Here is a 21,746-nt window from a genome sequence, read left to right on the forward strand (position 1 = left end):
TGTGGATCTTTTCTTTGTCCACAGCCTGTGGAGAATTATTGTCCACGAATCCACAGGCGGTTGACCTGGTCTGATGGTCTTTCAACAGACTCCCCTGTGGACACGATCTGGACAACTTCCCAGTCCCCAGGATGTGGACGCCGGAAAGTCACCGAATCTGTGGAGGGTGGCCGTAACCCCGCCCGGATTCGAACAGCAGGTGTCGGGCCGGTAGCGGTGACAGGGGGCTCCGAGCCCTCGAAGAGGCCGTCAGAAGCCGCCGAATCGCGTTTCCGAGTGCTCGCAGGACGCTTCCAGCGGCACTCGTAGGACGCGCCAGACCGCTCGGGAAAGGCTCCGCGTCCCTCGGAAGAGGGTTCCCGGAACTCCTGAGAGGGGCGCGGAGGGGACCTCGAGACGACGACCGAGCCCCGACGCACGCGCCTGGGGAGCTCCCGGAAAGGCGAAGGGCGCCCCGGGAAGGTCTCCCGGGGCGCCCTCGGCACGCTGCTGCGGCCGACTGTGTCAGCCGTTCTTGATGCGGTTGGTCAGCTCGGTGACCTGGTTGTAGATGGAGCGGCGCTCGGCCATCAGCGCGCGGATCTTGCGGTCCGCGTGCATCACGGTCGTGTGGTCGCGGCCACCGAACTGCGCACCGATCTTCGGCAGCGACAGGTCGGTCAGCTCCCGGCACAGGTACATGGCGATCTGGCGCGCCGTCACCAGCACCCGGCTGCGCGAGGAACCGCACAGGTCGTCCACGGTGAGCCCGAAGTAGTCGGCCGTCGCCGCCATGATCGCGGTCGCCGTGATCTCGGGGGCCGAGTCCTCGCCGCCGGGGATCAGGTCCTTGAGGACGATCTCCGTCAGACCGAGGTCCACCGGCTGCCGGTTGAGCGACGCGAACGCCGTCACCCGGATCAGCGCCCCCTCCAGCTCGCGGATGTTGCGCGAGATCCGGGACGCGATGAACTCCAGGACCTCCGGCGGGGCGTTGAGCTGCTCCTGCACCGCCTTCTTGCGGAGGATGGCGATCCGGGTCTCCAGCTCGGGCGGCTGGACGTCCGTGATCAGACCCCATTCGAAACGGTTCCGCAGTCGGTCCTCCAGCGTGACCAGCTGCTTGGGCGGCCGGTCGCTGGAGAGCACGATCTGCTTGTTCGCGTTGTGGAGCGTGTTGAAGGTGTGGAAGAACTCCTCCTGCGTCGACTCCTTGTCCGCGAGGAACTGGATGTCGTCGACGAGCAGGATGTCCATCTCCCGGTACCGCTTGCGGAAGCTGTCGCCCTTGCCGTCGCGGATGGAGTTGATGAACTCGTTGGTGAACTCCTCCGAGCTCACGTAGCGCACCCGCGTGCCCGGATAGAGGCTGCGCGCGTAGTGCCCGATCGCGTGCAGCAGGTGCGTCTTGCCGAGGCCCGACTCCCCATAGATGAAGAGGGGGTTGTACGCCTTCGCCGGCGCCTCGGCGACGGCCACCGCGGCGGCGTGCGCGAAGCGGTTCGAGGCGCCGATGACGAACGTGTCGAAGAGGTACTTCGGGTTCAACCGCGCGGTGGGCTCGCCCGGACCCGACGCGGGCGCGGGCTGCGCCGCCTTCGGTCCGGGAGCACCGCTCGAGGGACCGCCCCTGCGCACCTGGCCGTTGCCGGAGGGGTCCTGCAGGTCGCGGCGATCGGGGCGCTGGTCGTAGTCCGGGCGCGCCTGGTCGTAGTCCTGGCGCTGCTGCTCGTAGGGCGAGCGGTCCATCGACTGCGGCCGGTAGTCCTGCTGCGGCGAGGCGTACGGATCGCGGTCCGGGAACCCGAGGCGCTGCTGCTGCCAGCCGTAGTCGTCCTGGGAGTGCCGCGGCCAGGCACCCGGCTCGGGGCGCTGGTAGTCCGGGTAGGCGGGACGCGCGGTCGGCAGCTGATCGCCGGGTGCGCCGGGCAGGGATTCGGAGCGGCCGCCACGGTGGTCGTCGGCGCGGTGGCGGCCGTACCCCTCGTATCCGTCGCGGCGCTGGGGCTCGTAAGGGCTGCGCTCCTCGCGCCCCTGCGGCTCGTACGGGCTGCGGTCGTCGCGTCCCTGGCCGCCCTCGTAACCGCTGCGGTCGTCACGGCTCTGGCCGTCGTAGGCGCCGCGATCGTCCCGCTGACCTTCGTAGGCCTTCCGGTCGTCGCGGCCCTGTCCGCCGTCGTAGGAGCCGCGGTCGTCGCGTCCCTGACCGTTGTCGTACGGGCCGCGCTCTTCGCGCCCCTGGCTCTCGTACGTGTCGCGGCCCTGTCCGGTGGAGTGCTCCGACTCCTCGTAGCGAGGGGCGGCGGGTGTGGGGGGCGGCTCGCCGGCGGAGTCGTCGACGGTGATCGCGATACGGATCGGGCGGCCGCACTCGCGGCTCAGCGTCTCACTGACGATCGGCGCGAGGCGGCCTTCCAGGACGCCCTTCGCAAACTCGTTCGGGACGGCGAGCAGGGCGGTGTCCGCGACCAGCGCCAGGGGCTGGCAGCGCTTGATCCAGTGCTCGTCCTTGACCTCGACGCCCTGACCGCGGCCCTCACCGAGGAGTTGTTCCAGTACTCGTGGCCACACTGCGGCAAGATCGGCAGGTACGTCAGCCACAGGGCACGCTCTCTCACGGGTCCCACGAACGTGTGGTTCTGGGAACGGGTTGGTAAATCAGGCGGGGCGGGGCGGAGGAACAAAACCGCTGGGGCGGCGAGAACGGAACGAATCGGAGTTCAGCCACGGTAGTCAGGGCGACCGGTGCGGTTCAAGTTGTTGTCCCCAGCCTGTGGACAGTGTCTCCTGCGAGGGACTGGTTTGACCGGATGGCGTAGCCGCGCGTACCGTAACCAGGTCGAGTTGTCGATGGCTGCTGCCGCCTGCCTCCGATGGGCACAGATCGCGAAGAGCGATCGGGAAGCGGTGCACTCGGGCGTAATACGAGTTTCCTCGTGGGCGCACGGTGACAGCCAGGACGGCACCCCGCCACCACCGATTCTTTCTGGAGCCCCCGAGTGAGCAAGCGCACCTTCCAGCCGAACAACCGTCGTCGCGCCAAGACCCACGGCTTCCGCCTGCGGATGCGCACCCGTGCCGGCCGCGCGATTCTCGCGAACCGCCGTGGCAAGGGTCGCGCCAGCCTGTCCGCCTGATTACTTACAGGTCATGATCTCGTGCTGCCTACCGAGCATCGGCTGAGGCGGCGCGAGGACTTCGCGACCGCGGTACGTCGAGGACGCCGGGCCGGACGCCCGCTCCTCGTCGTCCACCTTCGTAGCGGTGCACCGGACCCGCACGCGCCTGGGGAGAGCGCTCCCCCGACGCGTGCGGGTTTCGTCGTGAGCAAAGCCGTGGGCGGAGCGGTCGTACGCAACAAGGTGAAGCGCAGGCTTCGCCATCTGATGCGTGACCGAGTCGCCCTGCTGCCCCCCGGTAGCCTGGTAGTCGTACGAGCGCTGCCCGGTGCGGGTGACGCCGACCATGAACAGCTGGCCCGAGACCTGGACGCCGCCATCGAGCGGCTACTGGGAGGGGGCGCGCGATGAAGTACCCACTGCTTGCTCTGATCAAGATCTATCAGTGGACGATCAGCCCGTTGCTCGGGCCGGTCTGCAAGTACTACCCGTCGTGCTCCCACTACGGCTACACAGCCATCGACCGGCACGGTGCGATCAAGGGAACGGCACTGACCGCCTGGCGCATCCTCCGGTGCAATCCGTGGTCGCAGGGCGGTGTGGACCATGTTCCGCAACGCAAGCGTCCGCGGTGGCACGAATTGCTGCGTAACGCCTGGCGTGCACGCAAGGGCGGGAACTCCGCCGCCGAACCGGCCACCGGGGAGACCACTGCCCCGAGCCCGGCCGCCGAGACCCCGTCCCATGCTCAAGGAGCCTGATTAGTGGACACGATTGCCAGTCTTTTCAGCTTCATCACGACACCCGTTTCCTGGGTCATCGTCCAGTTCCACTCCGTGTACGGGCAGATCTTCGGCCCTGACACGGGCTGGGCCTGGGGCTTGTCCATCGTGTCCCTGGTGATTTTGATCCGTATCTGCCTGATCCCGCTCTTCGTGAAGCAGATCAAGGCCACTCGGGCGATGCAGACGCTGCAGCCCGAGATGAAGAAGATCCAGGAGCGCTACAAGAACGACAAGCAGCGCCAGTCCGAAGAGATGATGAAGCTGTACAAGGAGTCGGGTACCAACCCGCTCTCCTCGTGCCTTCCCATCCTGGCCCAGTCACCGTTCTTCTTCGCCCTGTACCACGTGCTCAACGGCATCGCGACGGGTTCGACGATCGGTGTCATCAACGAATCGTTGCTGGCCAGCGCCCGTAAGGCGCACATCTTCGGTGCCCCGCTCGCCGCCAAGTTCACGGACGGCCAGGCCAAGGTCGAGGCGCTCGGTGCTTCGCTGACGGACGTCCGGGTCGTCACCGCGATCATGATCGTGATGATGTCGGCGTCGCAGTTCTACACCCAGCGCCAGCTGATGACGAAGAACGTCGACACCACGGTGAAGACGCCGTTCATGCAGCAGCAGAAGATGCTGATGTACGTCTTCCCGGTCATGTTCGCCGTCTTCGGCATCAACTTCCCGGTCGGTGTCCTCGTCTACTGGCTGACCACCAACGTGTGGACCATGGGTCAGCAGATGTACGTCATCCGCAACAACCCGACCCCGGGTTCGAAGGCTCAGGCCGCCTACCTGGAGCGCCTGCAGAAGCACGTCACCAGCCACGGCAAGACGCGCCGCCGCAGCGAGAAGACCATCATCAAGGCCATCGTCGCCAAGGGCCGCGACCGCAACGAGTTCGAGCGCAAGTTCATCAACGGCCTCACCAAGGCGGGTCTCGTGGCCCAGCCCGACGGGGTCGTGACGAAGGGCGACAGCTCGACGGTCATCGAGGCCGAGGACGGCACCACGACGACAGCTCCGGCCGCTCCCAAGCGTCAGCAGCCGAAGCGGCAGTCCAAGTCGCAGCGCCAGTCGGCCGTGACCGCCGGCGGGGCCAAGCCTGAGGACGAGTCCGAGCCGAAGACCTCGCTGAGCAAGTCCGACGAGCCACAGGACACCAAGCCCTCCGCGGCAAAGCCCGCCGCCGGTACCCGCAGCAAGGCCCAGTCCGGACAGCGCAAGGGCCCACAGCGGCCCAAGTCCCCGTCCAAGAAGTAAGAAGGAGTCCATCCCGTGACGGAAGGCACCACCTCCGCCGCCGCTGAGGGCGACACCCTGACCCGCCTGGAGCAGGAAGGCGAGATCGCGGCGGACTACCTCGAAGGTCTGCTCGACATCGCCGACCTCGACGGCGACATCGACATGGACGTCGAGGCCGACCGCGCCGCTGTCTCGATCATCAGCGACTCGGGCGGCCGCGACCTGCAGAAGCTGGTCGGCCGCGACGGCGAGGTGCTGGAGGCACTCCAGGAGCTCACGCGGCTGGCCGTGCACCGGGAGACCGGGGACCGCAGCCGCCTGATGCTGGACATCGCGGGCTTCCGCGCTCAGAAGCGTGAGGAGCTCTCCGAGCTGGGGGCCAAGGCCGCCGCCGAGGTCAAGAGCTCCGGCGAGCCGGTCAAGATGGACCCGATGACGCCCTTCGAGCGCAAGGTGGTGCACGACGCGGTCAAGGCCGCGGGCCTGCGCAGCGAGTCCGAGGGCGAGGAGCCGCAGCGCTTCGTCGTCGTGCTCCCCGCCTGATCGGTACGTACGCTCCCTCGGCCCCGTCTGTTGCGCAGACGGGGCCGAACTTTGTCAGCCTGGTAGTCCCCTGCAGCTGTGGTCCCCGACACGGAACGCCGGCCGCGGTACCCGCACCTGCGGTCCTCGACAGCTGTTAGTCCCTGGTAGTCCTGGTGATCAGCGCCCAGAGCGCTCAAGCGGTACGGAAGGACGGTCCCCCGTGACGGAGGCAGCGGAGCTTCCCCCCGCGCCCGAGCAGGCGCGCGAGGTATTCGGCGATCGCTTCGCGGACGCGGTCCGGTACGCGGAACTGCTGGCCGAGGCGGGAGTGCAGCGCGGGCTGATCGGCCCTCGTGAGGTGCCCCGGCTGTGGGAGCGGCACCTGCTGAACTGCGCGGTGCTCTCCGAGGTCGTGCCCGAGGGTGTGACCGTGTGCGACGTCGGCTCCGGTGCCGGACTCCCCGGTATCCCGCTGGCGCTCGTCCGGGAGGACCTCAAGATCACGCTGCTCGAGCCGCTCCTGCGCCGGACCACCTTCCTCACCGAAGTCGTGGAACTGCTCGGCCTCGACCATGTGACCGTCGTGCGCGGCCGCGCAGAGGAAGTCATGGGCACGCTTCAGCCGGTACACGTGGTGACGGCCCGGGCGGTCGCCCCGCTCGACCGGCTCGCCGGCTGGGGCATCCCGCTGCTGCGCCCGTACGGCGAGATGCTGGCCCTCAAGGGGGACACCGCCGAGGAGGAGCTGAAGGCCGCCTCCACCGCGCTCAGCAAGCTCGGTGCCGTGGAGACCTCCGTTCTGCATGTGGGCGAGGGGGTCGTGGACCCGCTGTCCACCGTCGTGCGGGTCGAGGTGGGCGAGAGCCCCGGTGGTGTGCGTTTCGCGGCCAAGCGGGCCAAGGCGGCCAGGACGGGCCGAACGCGTCGTCGCCGCTGACGCTGAGCGGTATGAACATCCCGGCTCCCTGCTTAGGGGAGCCGGGAGTTTGTTGTTTCTCGGGAGGAGTTCTTTGTCACTCCTGTAGGGCGGCCGTCAGGGCGAGCCCTACTCCACACAAGCAGCCAAACCTGTGCATCTCGGAGTGTCGCGCCGCGATGACCCGAGCGGCTAGGCATCGTGTTTCACGTGAAACGTCGCTCACTGTTGCACGGCATCATCAGTCGTGGCCGCGCTGCGGCCGAACCTCGCGACCGAAAGCCTCTCGGTTCACTCGGAGAGGGTGCGGAGTTGTCCACAGAGGTGGATTTCTCCACAGAACAACGGGCCTCGCTGGTTCACGACCCCGATCGCATGGGAGGCTCTGTTCATTGCGAGCCTGAAGTCGAGGAGAGTGAATCCTTGCGGTCCGACGCCAACATCGCGGGACCGATGACCGATCCGGTCCCCGGTCCCCGTACCGAGTCGATGGGGGAGGATGTTTCACGTGAAACACCGCCCCCTATGGACGACACTCCCATCGGTCGTGCTGCCCAACTGGCTGTGGAGGCGCTAGGTCGTGCCGGCGAGGGCCTGCCACGGCCCGAGCAGACCCGAGTCATGGTGGTCGCCAACCAGAAGGGTGGGGTGGGTAAGACCACGACCACGGTCAACCTTGCTGCCTCGCTGGCCCTGCACGGCAGCCGCGTCCTGGTGATCGACCTCGACCCTCAGGGCAATGCCTCCACCGCGCTGGGTATCGACCACCACGCCGAGGTCCCGTCGATCTACGACGTGCTGATCGACAGCAAGCCGCTCTCCGAAGTCGTTCAGGCGGTCCCTGACGTCGAGGGTCTCTTCTGTGCTCCCGCGACGATCGACCTCGCCGGTGCGGAGATCGAGCTGGTGTCGCTGGTGGCTCGCGAGAGCCGACTGGAACGAGCGATCCTGGCCTACGAGCAGCCTCTGGACTACATCCTCATCGACTGCCCGCCGTCGCTCGGTCTGCTGACCGTCAACGCACTCGTCGCCGGCGCCGAGGTCCTCATCCCGATCCAGTGCGAGTACTACGCACTGGAAGGTCTGGGACAGCTTCTGCGCAACGTCGACCTGGTGCGGGGGCACCTCAACCCCAACCTCCACGTCTCGACGATCCTGCTGACCATGTACGACGGACGGACACGTCTGGCGTCCCAGGTCGCGGACGAGGTACGCAGCCACTTCGGCGAAGAGGTACTGCGGACGAGCATTCCGCGCTCGGTCCGCATCTCCGAGGCTCCGAGCTACGGGCAGACGGTCCTGACCTACGATCCGGGTTCGAGCGGTGCTCTCTCGTACCTGGAGGCGGCCCGAGAGATCGCCCTTCGCGGAGCCGGAGTGGCGTACGACGCACAACATGCCCACGCGGGCGCACGGAACGATCGGAACACGGTGGAGGGGATCCAGTGAGCGAGCGACGAAGGGGGCTGGGACGGGGTCTTGGCGCATTGATCCCCGCGGCTCCGACAGGTGAGCGTGTGAGCGGTTCGGGGAGCGGTGCGTCCACGACGCCGGCTTCCGGCCCCGTCCTCACCGCGGAGCGCGGGGTCGCGGCGGCCAAGGTGACGACGCTGCCGCCTGTTTCACATGAGACCGAGGAGCCGTGGTCGAGCGGGTCCACGGATGAGCTGCAGGCGCCGGTCGGTGCTCACTTCGCCGAGCTGCCCCTGGACTTCATCACCCCGAACCCGCGCCAGCCTCGTGAGGTCTTCGACGAGGACGCCCTGGCCGAACTCGTCACCTCCATCAAGGAGGTCGGACTCCTCCAGCCTGTCGTCGTGCGGCAGGTGGGTCCGTCGCGCTACGAGCTCATCATGGGTGAGCGGCGCTTCCGGGCCTGTCGTGAGGCGGGACTCGAGGCCATCCCCGCGATCGTCCGCGCCACGGACGACGAGAAGCTCCTCCTGGACGCGCTGCTGGAGAACCTGCACCGTGCCCAGCTGAACCCGCTGGAAGAGGCGGCCGCCTACGACCAGTTGCTCAAGGACTTCAACTGCACGCACGACCAGCTGGCCGACCGGATCGGACGCTCCCGTCCGCAGGTCTCCAACACCCTGCGTCTGCTCAAGCTCTCGCCGTCCGTTCAGCGCCGTGTCGCCGCCGGGGTCCTCTCCGCCGGTCATGCGCGTGCCCTCCTCTCCGTCGACGACTCGGAGGAGCAGGATCGCCTGGCCCACCGCATCGTGGCCGAGGGCCTCTCGGTGCGAGCCGTGGAGGAGATCGTCACCCTCATGGGGTCGCGTCCGCAGTCGGCTCAGCGGGCCAAGGGTCCGCGGGCTGGCGGCCGGGTGTCTCCCGCGCTCAGCGAGCTGGCGACACGTCTGTCGGACCGCTTCGAGACGCGGGTGAAGGTCGACCTGGGGCAGAAGAAGGGCAAGATCACTGTCGAGTTCGCTTCGATGGAAGACCTTGAGCGCATCCTCGGCTCCTTCGCTCCCGGTGAGGGACCGGTCCTTCAGAAGAGTCTTCTGGACGACGGCTCCGACGACGTGGAGGCCTGAGCCGGCTTCTGGTGGACCGGTCTCCGGTCGGTCCACCAGCGCGGAGCGGGCCGTGTCCGGTGTGTACCGGAACACGGCCCGCTCTTTGCTTTCTGTCGGTATCGAGGGAATCGCATCGTGGATACGATGCGATGGGGTATGGCGCATTCACCTGGCAGCACCTTCATAGGGGAGGCGGGGGCCATGCACACCCTGAGCCGTACAGGACTGCTCACCGCAGGGCTGGGCCTGGGGGCCGTCGGAGGGTTCGTCGGCAGCCTGCTCAAGGAGCGGAGCCATCTGACATCCGCCCGTGACGCCGCGGGGGAAGGAAGCGAGGAACATCCTTCATGGGGCGTCGGCTCGTACCGCTCACGCTGGACAACCTTTCGGACCTTCCCCAGCGCTGTCGGTCGTGTGTCTTCTGGGAGCTGGATCCCGTCAGTGGTGAGGCCGCGGTAAAGGCGGGCACCGCCGCGTCGGAGAAGGAGGCGTGGATCTCCGCCGTCCTGTTGGACTGGGGATCCTGCGGCCGGGTGGTCTACGTGGACGACGTCCCGGTGGGCTTCATCCTCTACGCGCCGCCGGCCTACGTCCCCCGGTCCACGGCGTTCTCCACAAGCCCTGTGTCACCGGACGCGGTTCAGCTGATCACGTCGTTCATCATGCCGGGGTACCAGGGACAGGGACTCGGCAGAGTGATGGTCCAGACCGTCGCCAAGGATCTGCTGCAGCGGGGCTTCAAAGCGATCGAGGCCTTCGGGGACGCCCGGTGGAAGGAGCCCGCCTGCGTCCTCCCTGCCGACCATCTCCTCGCGGTGGGCTTCAAGACGGTGCGCCCCCATCCCGTCCACCCCCGGCTGAGGCTGGAGCTGCGGACGACGCTCTCCTGGAAAGAAGACGTGGAGATGGCGCTGGACCGCCTTCTCGGAGCCGTCCAGAAGGAACCGGCCCTTCGTCCTCTGTGACGTCCGGCGGTCGCCCTGTCCGCTGTATTGCGGCCCCGGCTACCACTGGGCACCGTGAGCTGCGTGTGCCGAGACAAGCGAAAGGGCCGACCTCTTCAGGTCGGCCCTTTCGTGTTTCACGTGAAACATGTACCGCGTGTGCGGCCGGCTTCGACTACTCGGCGATGAAGTCCTCGAGGTCCCGCACGATCGCGGCCTTCGGCTTCGCGCCCACGATGGTCTTGGCGACCTCGCCACCCTGGTAGACGTTCAGGGTCGGAATCGACATGACGCCGTACTTGGCGGCCGTGCCCGGGTTCTCGTCGATGTTGAGCTTGACGATCTCGATCTTGTCGCCGTACTCGGCGGCGATGGCCTCCAGCGACGGGGCGATCTGGCGGCAGGGGCCGCACCAGGCGGCCCAGAAGTCCACGAGAACGGGCTTGTCGTTCTTGAGGACGTCCTGCTCGAAGGAGTCGTCAGTCACGTTCTTCAGGGTGCCGGCCACGGCGGGCTCCTTAATTCGTTGTTGCGGTGGGGCGGACGGGGGATCAGACGGTGGCGGCCGCGGTGGCCGCCTCGCTGTCCGCGAGGGCAGCGAGGTAGCGCTCGGCGTCGAGGGCGGCGGAGCAGCCGGTGCCGGCCGCGGTGATCGCCTGGCGGTACGTGTGGTCGACGACGTCACCGGCGCCGAAGACACCGGTCAGGTTCGTCCGGGTCGACGGTGCGGCGACCTTCAGGTAGCCCTCTCCGTCGAGGTCGAGCTGACCCTTGAAGAGCTCGGTGCGCGGGTCGTGTCCGATCGCGATGAACAGACCGGTCACCGGCAGCTCCGAGGTCTCACCGGTCTTGAGGTTGCGCAGCGTCAGGCCGGCGAGCTTCGGGTCGCCCTTGATCTCGGCCACCTCGCTGTCCCATACGAACTTGATCTTCGGGTCGGCGAAGGCGCGCTCCTGCATCGCCTTGGAGGCACGGAGGCTGTCCCGGCGGTGCACGATGGTCACGGACTTCGCGAAGCGCGAGAGGAAGGTTGCCTCCTCCATCGCGGTGTCGCCACCACCGATCACGGCGATGTCCTGGTCCTTGAAGAAGAAGCCGTCACAGGTCGCGCACCAGGAGACGCCGCGCCCGGAGAGCGTGTCCTCGTTGGGGAGACCGAGCTTGCGGTGCTGCGAACCCGTGGTGACGATGACGGCCTTGGCACGGTGCACCGTACCGGCGGTGTCCGTGACGGTCTTGATCTCACCCGTCAGGTCGACGGCGACCACGTCGTCCGGCACCAGCTCGGCGCCGAAGCGCTCGGCCTGCGCGCGCATGTTGTCCATCAGGTCCGGGCCCATGACACCGTCCTGGAAGCCCGGGAAGTTCTCCACCTCGGTGGTGTTCATGAGCGCACCGCCTGCGGTGACGGCGCCCTCGAAGACCAGCGGCTTCAGCGACGCGCGCGCGGTGTAGAGCGCCGCCGTGTAGCCGGCGGGCCCGGACCCGATGATGATCACGTTACGGACGTCGCTCACGGCTTCATTCCTCGTCTCTGGAGACTGCTGCGTTCCGGTGGGAGCCTCACTCAGTACTCTCACCCCACCCAACGGATCCTAAGGGGCTTCAATTCCCGCTGTGTCCGGGCACACGGAGGCGGGCTTCCGCACAGAGATACCAAGCGCCATCCGGGCAGGAGGCCACCCGATTCCACGGGTGCCCTGAAGGGGGTTCCGGGATGTCTGGGTGGCGTCAGGAACTGTTCTGCCAACGTGCTCAGGACCGGGCGTACGACCGCGTCAGCAGCAGCTTGCCGGGCTTCGGGGAGGCCTGCGTCGCGCAGCGGGCGTCGACGATGCGAGCCGTGACCTTCGTGCTGTCGGAGGGATCGGTCAGCACGAGAAGGAACACGTCCTTCCCCTGGTAGGTGCCCGCTTCGGCGCCGAGGAGGGTTCCACTGTCTCCGGCACCCTGCTCGACGCAGTCCGGAACGGGAACCGTGGGTGTCATGAAGGTGCCGACGCCGCCGTCCTCCGACTGCGCGCCCCACGGCTTGGCGCTGTCGGAGGGCGCGGGTGCCTTGTTCTTCGCCAGCAGGTCCGAGACGTCGTTCCTCAGCGACCCTTCAGAGAAGGTGTCCTGCGCGCTCGACTTCTGCTGGCGGGCGCTGGGGCCGTCCTTGTCGGAGCCGTCGCCACCCAGCGTCTGCACGAGGATGACGCTCACGCCCAGCGCGGCGGCGGCGAAGGCGGTGCCGAGGAGCGCGACCGTTCCGCGTCGTCCGGGGCGGGCCCGATGGGGACGACCCGGCCCGGTCCCGGCACGTGGGTGACCTGAGGGGCGGTCCGTCGTCGATGTTTCACGTGAAACATGGGCGCCGGGAGCGTCCGTGTCGGATGTCTCATCGGGTGCCGTTGCGCTCAGCAGGGCTTCCGCGGCCAATGCGGCGTCGATCCGGCCGACGACATCGGCGGGCATGCGTGGAGGGCCGGGCAGGGTGCCGAGCAGTCCGCGGATCTCCTCCAGGGAGTCGTACACGTCGGCGCAGAGGACGCAGTCGTCGAGATGCCGGCGCACGTCATCCGATCGGGACGGCGGAAGGAGACCTTCGGTGAGGTCGGAGATCTCCGCGACGTCCGGGTGCCCGGCCTTGTCCGTCGTGGATGTCACGCTCGCCCACCTCCGCCCTTCACAGCAGCTGAATCGCTCGGCCCCGCGTCACGAGGGCCCGTGCCGTCCGGCCCCGCTGCCGGTGGGACGGATGTCCCCTGCGTCCGGTTCCTTCCCTCGCCCGACTTCTTGGTCTCCTCCTCGTCCGCGCTCTGCGTCCGGAGATGTGTGAGGAGGGGGAGGAGTCTGGCTCTGCCGCGAGCACAGCGGCTCTTCACGGTGCCGGTCGGCACATCGAGCACGCGAGCCGCCTCCGCCACGGGATACCCCTGCATGTCCACCAGGACGAGAGCCGCCCGCTGGTCGGCGGGGAGCGTCTTCAGCGCGGCTATGAGTTCGCGGTGCAGGTCGTTGCGCTCGGCCGGAGCAGAAGCCGACTCGTGCGGTTCGAGGAGCTGCTCCAGGCGCTGGGTGTCGTCGACGGGGGAGGTCCGTCTGGACGCGGCCTTGCGGGCCCGGTCCAGACACGCGTTCACCGTGATGCGGTGCAGCCAGGTCGTGACGGCCGACTGGCCGCGGAAGGTATGAGCAGCCCGGTAGGCGGAGACAAGGGCGTCCTGAACGGCGTCAGCGGCCTCCTCGCGGTCTCCCAGCGTTCGCAGGGCCACCGCCCAGAGGCGGTCGCGATGACGCCTTACAAGCTCGCCAAAGGCATCAGGATCGCCGGCCACGTGACGGGCGAGGAGATCCTGATCGCTTGCTTCACCGAACACGGCTTCAACGGCCATCGGACCCCCTCCCCCTCGTCGACGAGCGTCAGCCGGTGAACTTCACGTCCGTGACGGCCTGCTTGTAGCCGGCGGTGCTGTAGCCGTCGCTGGGAGCATTCGGAACGTCGGTGATCCACAGGAGGACGTACTGCGTCTTCAACGACTTGGCCGCCTTCACCTTCATGGTGGTGCCGGTCGTGGTGGCCGTGCCGATCTCCCTCATCCCGGCGACGGACGTCGAGGGCGTCAGGGAATCGGCTGCGTAGAGGTGGACGGTCGTGTGGTCGCCCGCGTACCGAAGCCCTATCGAGGCGGCTGACACCGTCTGTGCCGAACCCAGGTCATAGACGATGCCCACGCCGGGCTTGTACGGCGCGAGCTTGGGGCCGGCGTTGTACTTCTTGGTGCGCCAGTACGTGTTGCTGTCGCCGTCGAAGGTCTTGGCCACGTCACCGGCGGCTTGCGCGGAACCCTCGGCCACGTACTCCTGGGCGTTCTGGATCTTGATCGGCCTGACCGGCTTGGTCTGGTCGCCGTTCTTGTCGTTGCCGTCCGTCGTGTGCGTCTGCTTGGTGTCGTCGGACTTGTTGCCCCGGTCCATGAGCGCGTCCGCGAGCTGCCAACTACCCAGTCCCAGCGCGGCGATGAGCAGCGCGGACACAGCCCACTTGAGAGCCTTGCCGGTGCGGCTCTGCAGCGGCGGCGGCGGGGCCGCCACGGGCTGGGTGGTGCCGGGCGGACCCTGGCGGCCGTAGGTGCCCTGCTGGTACGACGTGCGCTGGTACTCGGGCGGGGCGGTGAACGTGGGCTCGGGCGGGCGGATGCGGGGCATCTCGTTGATGGCCTTCACGAGCTCCTCCGGCGTTGTGCACGGGGATTCGTGTCGGGAGGCGGTCGCACCGTCGTTGGCGAGCGCGCGCATGGCGAGTTCGGACAGGCCGCGGTGGACTCCGGCCCGGACCTGGTCGGGTGCGATCAGACCGACGCCCTTCGGCAGCCCCGAGAGGCCGTAGGCATCGCTCTCGTACGGCCAGCGCTGGGTCAGCGAGGCGTACAGGAGTGCGCCGATCGCCTCGGTGTCCGTGCGCTGGGGGGTGTCGGAACTGATCCCACGCAGCGCGGCGTTCACGGCGAGCCCGCGGATGCGCCACTGACCGGACGACGTGCGCAGCACGGCACCCGGAGTGAGCCGCAGATGCGCGAGACCCTCGCGATGCGCGGCGGCCATCGCCTGGGAGACCTGACTGGCCATCTGGTAGGCCTCGTGCACCTCGAGAGGGCCCGAGGCGAGGAGTGCGGTCAGCTCCGTGGCGTCCGGCAGCCATTCGTGGACGACATAGACGAGGTCGTTCTCCTCGACCGCGTCCAGGACCTGGACGAAGCGGGGATCACCCAGCAGAGCCGAGGAACGGGCCGCCGCGAGTACCGAGCGGGCCCGCGGATGGTCGGCGGGCAGCAGATGGACACCGACGGCGCGGCGAAGCTTCTCGTCCACCGCACGCCAACTACTGAAACCGTCCAGACGGGTGACGCACTCTTCGAGGCGATAGCGCCTCGCGAGTTTGTGACCACTGTGCAGTTCGGGCGGTGAGGCCTTCCCGGGACTCTCGGTCCCGCCGCTCCCCTGTGCCTCTTCGCTGTCCGTTTCCCGCTCCCGGTCCTGGGCCACCCCGTCGGACGTGGACTGGTCCGCCTTCGCGGTCAGCGGCTCGTCACCGCTGTTGTCTGCCACGTCGACGGCAGACGTGCTCCGTTCCGCCACCGTCGTCCCTGCCTCCCCATCCATTGCGCACTGTCCGACGCAGAAACCAATTGTGCCCACAGTCCGGCGCTATGCACGACACGCGGCGACGGACGATGGTTGTGCGCGTACCCCCGCCTCAGCGCCCCAGGCGCCCGCGGACCATTCCCACCATTGAATTGAGCTCTTCGATACGCATCTTGCGCGCCGCGACGTAGAACACGCCCAGCAGGGCGATCGATCCGGCGACGAGGGCCGCGATCGAGCCGATCGCTCCGTGTCCGAGAACCCGGGTGATCGCGAAGCCGACGGCGCCGCCCACCACGGCGCCCGGGATCGACGCCAGGCAGAGACGCGCGTACGTACGCAGCACTCGTGCCCCGTCCAGGTCGCCGCCCAGCCGCCTGCGCAGCCGCTGCCAGGCCACTCCGACACCCACGGCGTACGCCAGGCCGTACGCGCCGGCCATGCCGACGACGGCCCACTGGGCGGGCAGCACCATGTAACAGACGGCGGACGCGGCGGCGTTGACGCCGGCCACGATGACCGTGTTGTAGAAGGGGGTGCGGGTGTCCTCGTAGGCGTAGAAGCCGCGCAGGATCACGTACTGCACCGAGAACGGGATCAGGCCGAGAGCGAAGGCCATGAGCACGTAGCCCTGGGACTCGGCGGCGTGGAGGCCGCTGGAGCCGAAGAGCAGGGTGCACATGGGGATGCCCAGGGCGACGAACATGAAGGACACGGGGACGATCGCCACCGCCGAGGTCCGCAGACCCTGCGAGATGTCGTCGCGGACGGCGCCCGGGTCACCGTCGTGGGCCGCTCGCGAGATACGCGGAAGCATGGCGGCCATGACGGACACCGTGATGATCGCCTGCGGCATGCCCCAGATCAGCTGGGCGTTGGAGTACGCCAGGATGCCCGTTCCGCCCTTGCCGGAGGCTTTCTGGGCCGCGGTCGCGAGCTGGGTGACGACGAGGACACCCGCCTGGTTGGCGAGGACGAAGAGCACGGTCCATTTGGCCAGATGGATGGCCTTGCCGAGGCCGTGGCCCCGCCAGTCGAAGCGCGGACGGAACCGGAAGCCGGCTTCACGGAGGTACGGAACCATCGCCACGGCCTGGACGACGAGGCCCAGCAGGGTGCCGATGCCCAGGAGGCGAACACCGTCCGGCGGGATGTTGTTCACCGACATGCCGGAGTGCCGCGCGGTCCCGTAGACCCAGAGGAACATCCCGAACGTGAAGATCATGACGATGTTGTTCAGGACCGGGGTCCACATCATCGCGCCGAACTTCCCGCGGGCGTTGAGGATCTGGCCCATGACCACGTGGACGCCCATGAAGAAGATCGTGGGCAGGCAGTACCGGGCGAAGGTGACGGCGACGTTGTTGGCCGCCTCGTTGCTCGCGATGGAGTCCGACATCAGCTGGATCAGGAGTGGCGCGATGAAGACCGCTGCGGTGACGATCACGCCGAGCGCGACCATGACGAGCGTCAGCAGGCGGTTGGCGTACGCCTCGCCGCCGTCGTCGTCCTCCTTCATGGACCGCACGAGCTGAGGCACGAAGACGGAGTTGAGTCCGCCGCCGACCGTCAGGATGTAGATCATCGTCGGCAGGGTGTAGGCGACGGTCCAGGCGTCACCGAGCGTCGCCGCGCCGAGAGCCGCGGTGATGATCATGGTGCGAACGAAGCCGGTGAGGCGGGACACCAGGGTGCCCGCCGCCATCACCGCGCTGGACTTCAGCAAGCCCGAGGCCCGGCCACCCGACTTCGCGGCCGGAGCCGGCGGCGGGGCCATGGGAGGCTCGGCGACAGACGGAGCCGCTTCGGGTGCCGGTGCCGGGACGGGGGCCGAGGCATAGGCGTTGCGGACGCCACCCTGCTGCTGGTCGCGGAAGAGGTGCGCGAAAGCGTCGGGCTCATGCTGCTCCTCGCCGGCCTGGGTGACCAGGTCGTCCACCCCCACGTACTGCGTGGTCCGGGCGTCGTCGCCGTACGGCAGGTGCCGCGTCGGTCCCGCCGGTTCGGGAGGGGGCGTCTGGGCCCACACCCGCGGGTCGGGGGCGTACTGCGGCGTGGGCGGCTGGGAGTAGAGCGGCTGCTGCGGGTAGTACGAGCCGGGGGGCGGCGGAGGGTGCGCGGCGCGGTCGTAGAGCGCCTCCGTCACCGGGTCCTGCGCCGAGAGGTCCTGCCCTCGGTAGGGATCCTGGTCATAGGCGTCCTGGAGGTACATGTCCGCGGGGTGCCCCGGCGGCATCTGGCCGGGCTCCGGCGTGCCCTCGGGGTAGCCGGAGCGGCCCGCGTCCTGGTCCGGGTACTCCTCGGGATAACCCGAGGGCCCCGCGCCCTGGCCGCGGTCACCGTCGTACGGCGCGTTCATGGTTACCCCACCTCATCGTCCCCGGGCCCACCGGCCACGACATCGCTCAACGGTCCACTCTCTCACCCGTGCCGGACGGGTCGGCGCTTTCCGGTGCGGTGTCCGGCAGCGGGTCACTCGGGTGCTCCGGCTCGTCAACCCCCGACTTCGGGTCGGACGTGCTCGCAGGACCGGCCTCGGACTCTTCGGTGTCCTCAGTCTCTACGGTGCCGTCCGTGTCCTTGTTCACGCCCTCGTCCTCCGGGCCGTCCTCCGGTCCCTCCTCGGACTGCCGGGCCGACGCGCGCTTGCGTTGCGTGTACATCCGGAAACCGGCGAGCACGAGGAGCAGGACGCCGCCACCGATGACCAGCATCACCGTGGAAGTGATCTCGGTGACCTTGACTTCGAAGGGCACGGGCTTGCCATAGGGCTGCCCATCCTCCGTGTACAGCTGGGCGACGACCTTCACCGGGCCGTTGGCCTTGGTGGAGGTGGCGAACTTCACCGACTGGCTGTGCTCGCCCGCGACCTTGATCTCGTGCTCGTCGTACGGGCCGTTGCCGATCTTGAGGCGGGTGGGCTGCTGGGACGTGAGGCGCAGCGTGAGGTGCCCGACACCCTGGACCAGGTTGTTCTGGACGGTCACGGGGATCGTGGCGCTGCGACCGGACAGCTGTGCGTCCGACTTCTCGATCAGATGCACCAGACCGGTGAGCCCGTCCAGATAGGAGTCGACCCCGGCACGGAAGATCTTGGCCTCCGTGGGACGGCCGCGCCAGGACGTCGACATCCCCCGGTCCATGGCCAGGCCGAAGGGCGTGGCCACGCGCGACTTGTCGGTCAGGATCACCTGGAACTTGTCGAGCTTGGTCTGCGTGCTCTGCATCCAGTCGAAGGCCGAGGCCGGCAGCTGTTGCTTCTTCAGGGCACGCGGGTACGAAGAGGCGGGGGGCACCCGCGTGGTGGCGCCCGGATCAGGCTTGGCCTTGGCAGCAGCCGCCAGCTCCTGGAACTCCGACCAGTTCCCCTGCTGGAGCGTCCTCAGGGCCGTGGCCATGGACTGCGCCTGGCTGGCGGTGGGCATTCGCTGCGGCGCGACGACGATGCTGCGCTGGTCCGCGTCCTGGAGGTTGATCATCAGGCTCTGAGCGAGGAACTTCTGGACGGCGAGTGTGGAATTGCCCGCCTTGAGCATGTCGCCCTGGAACGCGGTCGACAGTCGCTCGTCGGCGACGACCGCCGTCGTGCCGCCCCCGATGGGGCGGGCGGCGCTCGGCGTATACGCCAGTCCGCCCGTCTCCCGCAGACTGTCGCTGCGGGCGATCACCTTGTCCGCCCCCGCCGAAGTCCCCACATTCACGATCGACGGGTCGATCGCTCCGTCGATGGGCCAGGTGAAGTCCGTACTCGCCTTCACATGGACGATCGAGTAGACCGTGTCGGAAGCCACATCGGTGGCGTCCTTCAGACGGCTCAGAGAGCCGGTGACCTTGCCGCTGTGGGCGAGAGATGCGATGTCGGGATCGGCGAAGGGGAGTGCGACGATCTTCTGGCCCCGGACCGTCTTCTCGAGTTTGTCGAGCCAGGCCTTGGCCAGTTCCTGGTTCTTCTGGCTCCCGGCCACGGTCGTGCCATCGGCCTGCTGGACGCGGTATCCGCCCCTCATGGCGTCGACCGAAGCCAGCACATCCGGGTCCAGCACCCAGGTGACGTCCAGCTCACTGCCGAGCGCCAAAAGCTGGTCCAGCCGGCCGCCCGGGGCGATCTCCTTGGCCAGGTCGTCGTTCTTGAAGACACGCGTCTGCTGCTCGTCCGAGCCGGTCTCCGCCGTGAGGTGGACCGAGGAGATCAGAGGCCAGAGGTACGTCGTCTTCGTCTTGGTGTCCGCAGCGTCGGGCTGCCACGGAAGGAACGTCCGCTTGATGCCGAGCACCTGGTCCCACGGCTGGGCCGTCGTCCGGCCCGTGAGGGAGACACCGAGCTGGTAGACCCCGTCGTCACCCAGGTCCAGATCCTTGACGGGCACCGAGATGCTGAAGTTCTGCGAGCTGCCCGCGGTGAGCCGGGGGACCATCTCGACGTACTTTCCGCCGACCTCCGCAGCGTCGAGGCCCGGCTGGAAGCTGGTGAGCCTCGCGGCGGTGTCGATGGCGGAACGTGTGGTCAGTGGGGACGAGCCCACACGGATCCCCACGTGGGCGTCGGTGACGGTCTGCTTGCTCCTGTTGGTGACCGAACCGGAGACCGTGACCGTGTCGCCGTCCGTGGGGGCACTGGGGCTCAGCGAGTCGATGCTGATGTCCACCCCACCCGAGCCCGCTGCATCGGCCACAGAGGCCTTCTCAGCGGCTTGTGCGGGCGCGCCGAGGGGTAGCTGGAGCAGCCCGGCCAGCAACGGCGCCCCGGCCAGCAGTACACCGCTGCGCCGGAGCCACCGACGGGCAGGTGAGGGACTCGTCCCCTGGAAGTCTGCCGCCTCGGCCACGCGCTCGCCCGTCCCTCGTCGTCGTCAGTGGTCGTCGGAATGTGCGTCCACGCATGGTAACGATGCGCGCTGAGGGTAAGTGCCGCGGAGTGGTCCACAAGATCGGCGGAGAGCGCCGACTGTCCTGAATGTGGGCCTATCGATGCCCGTGAAACAGCGGACGCCGGTACAAGTTTTATCGAGGCGCTTCCCGGCGGCCCGGCCACGTACCCTTTTCTGTTGTGCCGAACGCCAATGAAGACAATCCCAGTGCCCTGAGTCAGGTGCAGCGCCGCGCGGTGAGTGAACTGTTGCGGGTGTCCCCTGTCGCCGACGAGCTCGCCCGCCGTTTCCAGGAGGCCGGGTTCTCCCTCGCCCTGGTCGGAGGCTCGGTCCGGGACGCGCTCCTTGGCCGGCTCGGCAATGACCTGGACTTCACGACCGACGCCTGGCCCGAGGACGTACTGAAGATCGTCCGGCCGTGGGCGGACGCCGTATGGGAGGTCGGGATCGCCTTCGGCACCGTGGGGGCGCAGAAGGACGCCCGCGTGGGTGACGTGGAGCAGGCATTCCAGATCGAGGTCACCACGTATCGCTCCGAGGCCTATGACCGGACCTCACGCAAGCCGGAGGTGTCCTACGGCGACTCCATCGAGGAAGACCTCGTCCGTCGGGACTTCACGGTGAACGCGATGGCTGTGGCGCTTCCACAGAAGGAGTTCATCGACCCCCACGGAGGCCTGGAGGACCTGGACGCGCGCGTCCTGCGCACCCCCGGCACTCCGGAGGCATCCTTCTCCGACGATCCGCTGCGCATGATGCGGGCCGCGCGCTTCGCCGCACAGCTCGACTTCGAGGTGGCGCCCGAGGTCGTCGCGGCCATGACGGACATGGCCGGACGTATCGAGATCGTCTCCGCGGAGCGGGTGCGGGACGAGTTGAACAAGCTCGTCCTGTCCGCCCACCCTCGCAAGGGCCTCACTTTGCTCGTCGACACCGGTCTCGCCGAGTACGTGCTGCCCGAGCTTCCCGCGCTGCGGCTGGAGAGTGACGAGCACCATCGGCACAAGGACGTCTACGAGCACACGCTGATCGTCCTGGAGCAGGCGATGGCGCTGGAGGAGGACGGGCCCGACCTGGTCCTCCGGCTCGCCGCGCTGCTGCACGACATCGGCAAGCCGCGGACCCGTCGCTTCGAGAACGACGGCCGGGTGTCGTTCCACCACCACGAGGTCGTCGGCGCCAAGATGACCAAGAAGCGCATGACGGAGCTGAAGTACTCGAACGACCTCGTGAAGGACGTCTCCCGTCTGGTCGAGCTGCATCTGCGCTTCCACGGCTATGGCACCGGCGAGTGGACGGACTCGGCCGTGCGGCGTTACGTCCGGGACGCCGGTCCGCTCCTCGGTCGCCTTCACAAGCTGACGCGCTCCGACTGCACCACACGGAACAAGCGCCGTGCTGCCGCGCTCTCCCGCGCCTACGACGGGCTGGAGGACCGCATCGGACAGCTCCAAGAGCAGGAGGAACTCGACGCGATCCGTCCGGACCTCGACGGCAACCAGATCATGGAGATCCTGGACATCGGACCGGGTCCCGCTATCGGTCAGGCGTACAAGTTCCTGTTGGAGCTGCGCCTGGAGAACGGCCCGATGGAGCACGAAGCGGCGACATCGGCGCTCAAGGAGTGGTGGCGGCCGCGTCGCCCAGGCGACGGGCCGCGTAGCGGTGGATATCGGGGGCGTAGCGGTCGTAGAGCAGGGCGAACAGCTCCGACTCCTCCAACGA

19 protein-coding genes are annotated in these 21,746 nt (G+C 68.1%); 11 read left to right on the top strand and 8 right to left on the bottom strand.

Annotated features, from left to right (window positions below):
* Nucleotides 1-504 precede the first annotated feature (504 nt).
* Nucleotides 505-2,580, bottom strand: a complete 2,076-nt coding sequence (dnaA, locus tag AB0C62_RS01760) for a chromosomal replication initiator protein DnaA (RefSeq protein WP_362969093.1) — start codon at nt 2,578-2,580, stop codon at nt 505-507.
* Nucleotides 2,581-2,978: 398 nt separating this feature from the next.
* Here dnaA and rpmH point away from each other — a divergent pair, with 398 nt between their 5' ends.
* The 9 genes from rpmH (at nt 2,979) to AB0C62_RS01805 (ending at nt 10,047) form a co-directional block, all read left to right on the top strand.
* Nucleotides 2,979-3,116, top strand: coding sequence for a 50S ribosomal protein L34 (gene rpmH, locus AB0C62_RS01765; protein WP_006381191.1), 138 nt, complete (start codon nt 2,979-2,981; stop codon nt 3,114-3,116).
* A 21-nt stretch (nt 3,117-3,137) separates the two neighbouring features.
* Nucleotides 3,138-3,509: a ribonuclease P protein component gene (gene rnpA, locus AB0C62_RS01770; protein ID WP_081218338.1), complete on the top strand. Its 372-nt coding sequence runs from the start codon at nt 3,138-3,140 to the stop codon at nt 3,507-3,509.
* Nucleotides 3,506-3,859: a membrane protein insertion efficiency factor YidD gene (yidD, locus tag AB0C62_RS01775; protein ID WP_362969094.1), complete on the top strand. Its 354-nt coding sequence runs from the start codon at nt 3,506-3,508 to the stop codon at nt 3,857-3,859. The genes rnpA and yidD overlap by 4 nt, the downstream gene beginning before the upstream one ends.
* 3 nt (nt 3,860-3,862) lie before the next feature.
* The gene (gene yidC, locus AB0C62_RS01780; protein ID WP_362969095.1) at nt 3,863-5,137 is read left to right on the top strand and encodes a membrane protein insertase YidC; all 1,275 of its coding nucleotides are present in this window, start codon (nt 3,863-3,865) and stop codon (nt 5,135-5,137) included.
* A gap of 15 nt (nt 5,138-5,152) precedes the next feature.
* Nucleotides 5,153-5,662, top strand: a complete 510-nt coding sequence (locus tag AB0C62_RS01785; RefSeq protein WP_081218335.1) for a R3H domain-containing nucleic acid-binding protein — start codon at nt 5,153-5,155, stop codon at nt 5,660-5,662.
* A gap of 202 nt (nt 5,663-5,864) precedes the next feature.
* Nucleotides 5,865-6,581 carry a 16S rRNA (guanine(527)-N(7))-methyltransferase RsmG gene (gene rsmG, locus AB0C62_RS01790; protein WP_081218334.1) on the top strand — a complete coding sequence of 239 codons (717 nt, stop codon included), beginning with the start codon at nt 5,865-5,867 and terminating at the stop codon, nt 6,579-6,581.
* 354 nt (nt 6,582-6,935) lie between these two features.
* Nucleotides 6,936-8,009, top strand: coding sequence for a ParA family protein (locus AB0C62_RS01795; RefSeq protein ID WP_362969123.1), 1,074 nt, complete (start codon nt 6,936-6,938; stop codon nt 8,007-8,009).
* Nucleotides 8,006-9,100 carry a ParB/RepB/Spo0J family partition protein gene (locus tag AB0C62_RS01800; RefSeq protein ID WP_362969096.1) on the top strand — a complete coding sequence of 365 codons (1,095 nt, stop codon included), beginning with the start codon at nt 8,006-8,008 and terminating at the stop codon, nt 9,098-9,100. Before AB0C62_RS01795 ends, AB0C62_RS01800 begins: the two co-directional genes overlap by 4 nt.
* Nucleotides 9,101-9,429: 329 nt before the next feature.
* Nucleotides 9,430-10,047 (top strand): GNAT family N-acetyltransferase, encoded by a 618-nt coding sequence (locus AB0C62_RS01805; protein WP_362969097.1) that lies wholly within the window; start codon nt 9,430-9,432, stop codon nt 10,045-10,047.
* A 154-nt stretch (nt 10,048-10,201) separates the two neighbouring features.
* Here AB0C62_RS01805 and trxA read toward each other — a convergent pair whose 3' ends face one another.
* The 4 genes from trxA to sigM form a co-directional block, all read right to left on the bottom strand.
* Entirely contained in the window at nt 10,202-10,534 is a 333-nt protein-coding gene (gene trxA, locus AB0C62_RS01810; protein ID WP_081218330.1) for a thioredoxin, read from the bottom strand.
* A gap of 43 nt (nt 10,535-10,577) precedes the next feature.
* On the bottom strand, nt 10,578-11,543 hold the full coding sequence (gene trxB, locus AB0C62_RS01815; RefSeq protein ID WP_081218329.1) for a thioredoxin-disulfide reductase: 966 nt from the start codon (nt 11,541-11,543) through the stop codon (nt 10,578-10,580).
* Nucleotides 11,544-11,781: 238 nt separating this feature from the next.
* The gene (locus AB0C62_RS01820; RefSeq protein WP_362969098.1) at nt 11,782-12,675 is read right to left on the bottom strand and encodes a hypothetical protein; all 894 of its coding nucleotides are present in this window, start codon (nt 12,673-12,675) and stop codon (nt 11,782-11,784) included.
* Nucleotides 12,672-13,346: an RNA polymerase sigma factor SigM gene (gene sigM / locus AB0C62_RS01825; RefSeq protein WP_362969124.1), complete on the bottom strand. Its 675-nt coding sequence runs from the start codon at nt 13,344-13,346 to the stop codon at nt 12,672-12,674. The genes AB0C62_RS01820 and sigM overlap by 4 nt, the downstream gene beginning before the upstream one ends.
* On the opposite strand from sigM, the gene AB0C62_RS01830 reads away from it, so the two are divergent.
* Complete coding sequence (locus AB0C62_RS01830) at nt 13,302-13,442, top strand: hypothetical protein (RefSeq protein WP_362969125.1); 141 nt, start codon at nt 13,302-13,304, stop codon at nt 13,440-13,442. The two genes, sigM and AB0C62_RS01830, sit on opposite strands and share 45 nt — an antisense overlap.
* Here AB0C62_RS01830 and AB0C62_RS01835 read toward each other — a convergent pair.
* The 3 genes from AB0C62_RS01835 to AB0C62_RS01845 all read right to left on the bottom strand — a co-directional run bounded on the left by AB0C62_RS01835 (nt 13,432) and on the right by AB0C62_RS01845 (nt 19,979).
* Nucleotides 13,432-15,147 carry a protein kinase family protein gene (locus tag AB0C62_RS01835; protein ID WP_362969099.1) on the bottom strand — a complete coding sequence of 572 codons (1,716 nt, stop codon included), beginning with the start codon at nt 15,145-15,147 and terminating at the stop codon, nt 13,432-13,434. The two genes, AB0C62_RS01830 and AB0C62_RS01835, sit on opposite strands and share 11 nt — an antisense overlap.
* A gap of 118 nt (nt 15,148-15,265) precedes the next feature.
* On the bottom strand, nt 15,266-17,512 hold the full coding sequence (gene murJ, locus AB0C62_RS01840; RefSeq protein WP_362969100.1) for a murein biosynthesis integral membrane protein MurJ: 2,247 nt from the start codon (nt 17,510-17,512) through the stop codon (nt 15,266-15,268).
* A gap of 46 nt (nt 17,513-17,558) precedes the next feature.
* Entirely contained in the window at nt 17,559-19,979 is a 2,421-nt protein-coding gene (locus AB0C62_RS01845; protein WP_362969101.1) for a DUF6049 family protein, read from the bottom strand.
* 221 nt (nt 19,980-20,200) lie between these two features.
* On the opposite strand from AB0C62_RS01845, the gene AB0C62_RS01850 reads away from it, so the two are divergent.
* Nucleotides 20,201-21,746, top strand: a 1,546-nt coding sequence (locus AB0C62_RS01850; RefSeq protein WP_362969102.1) for a CCA tRNA nucleotidyltransferase, incomplete at its 3' end; no start/stop codon positions are given.

The sequence above is a fragment of the Streptomyces sp. NPDC048643 genome (genome assembly GCF_040650615.1).
Classification (GTDB): Bacteria; Actinomycetota; Actinomycetes; order Streptomycetales; family Streptomycetaceae; genus Streptomyces.

Coding starts and splice junctions, on each gene's coding strand:
- yidD (WP_362969094.1), top strand. CDS start 3,506: ATGAAGTACCCACTGCTTGCTCTGATCAAGATCTATCAGTGGACGATC.
- AB0C62_RS01795 (WP_362969123.1), top strand. CDS start 6,936: ATGGGAGGCTCTGTTCATTGCGAGCCTGAAGTCGAGGAGAGTGAATCC.
- AB0C62_RS01805 (WP_362969097.1), top strand. CDS start 9,430: ATGGGGCGTCGGCTCGTACCGCTCACGCTGGACAACCTTTCGGACCTT.
- AB0C62_RS01830 (WP_362969125.1), top strand. CDS start 13,302: ATGACGCCTTACAAGCTCGCCAAAGGCATCAGGATCGCCGGCCACGTG.
- murJ (WP_362969100.1), bottom strand. CDS start 17,512: ATGAACGCGCCGTACGACGGTGACCGCGGCCAGGGCGCGGGGCCCTCG.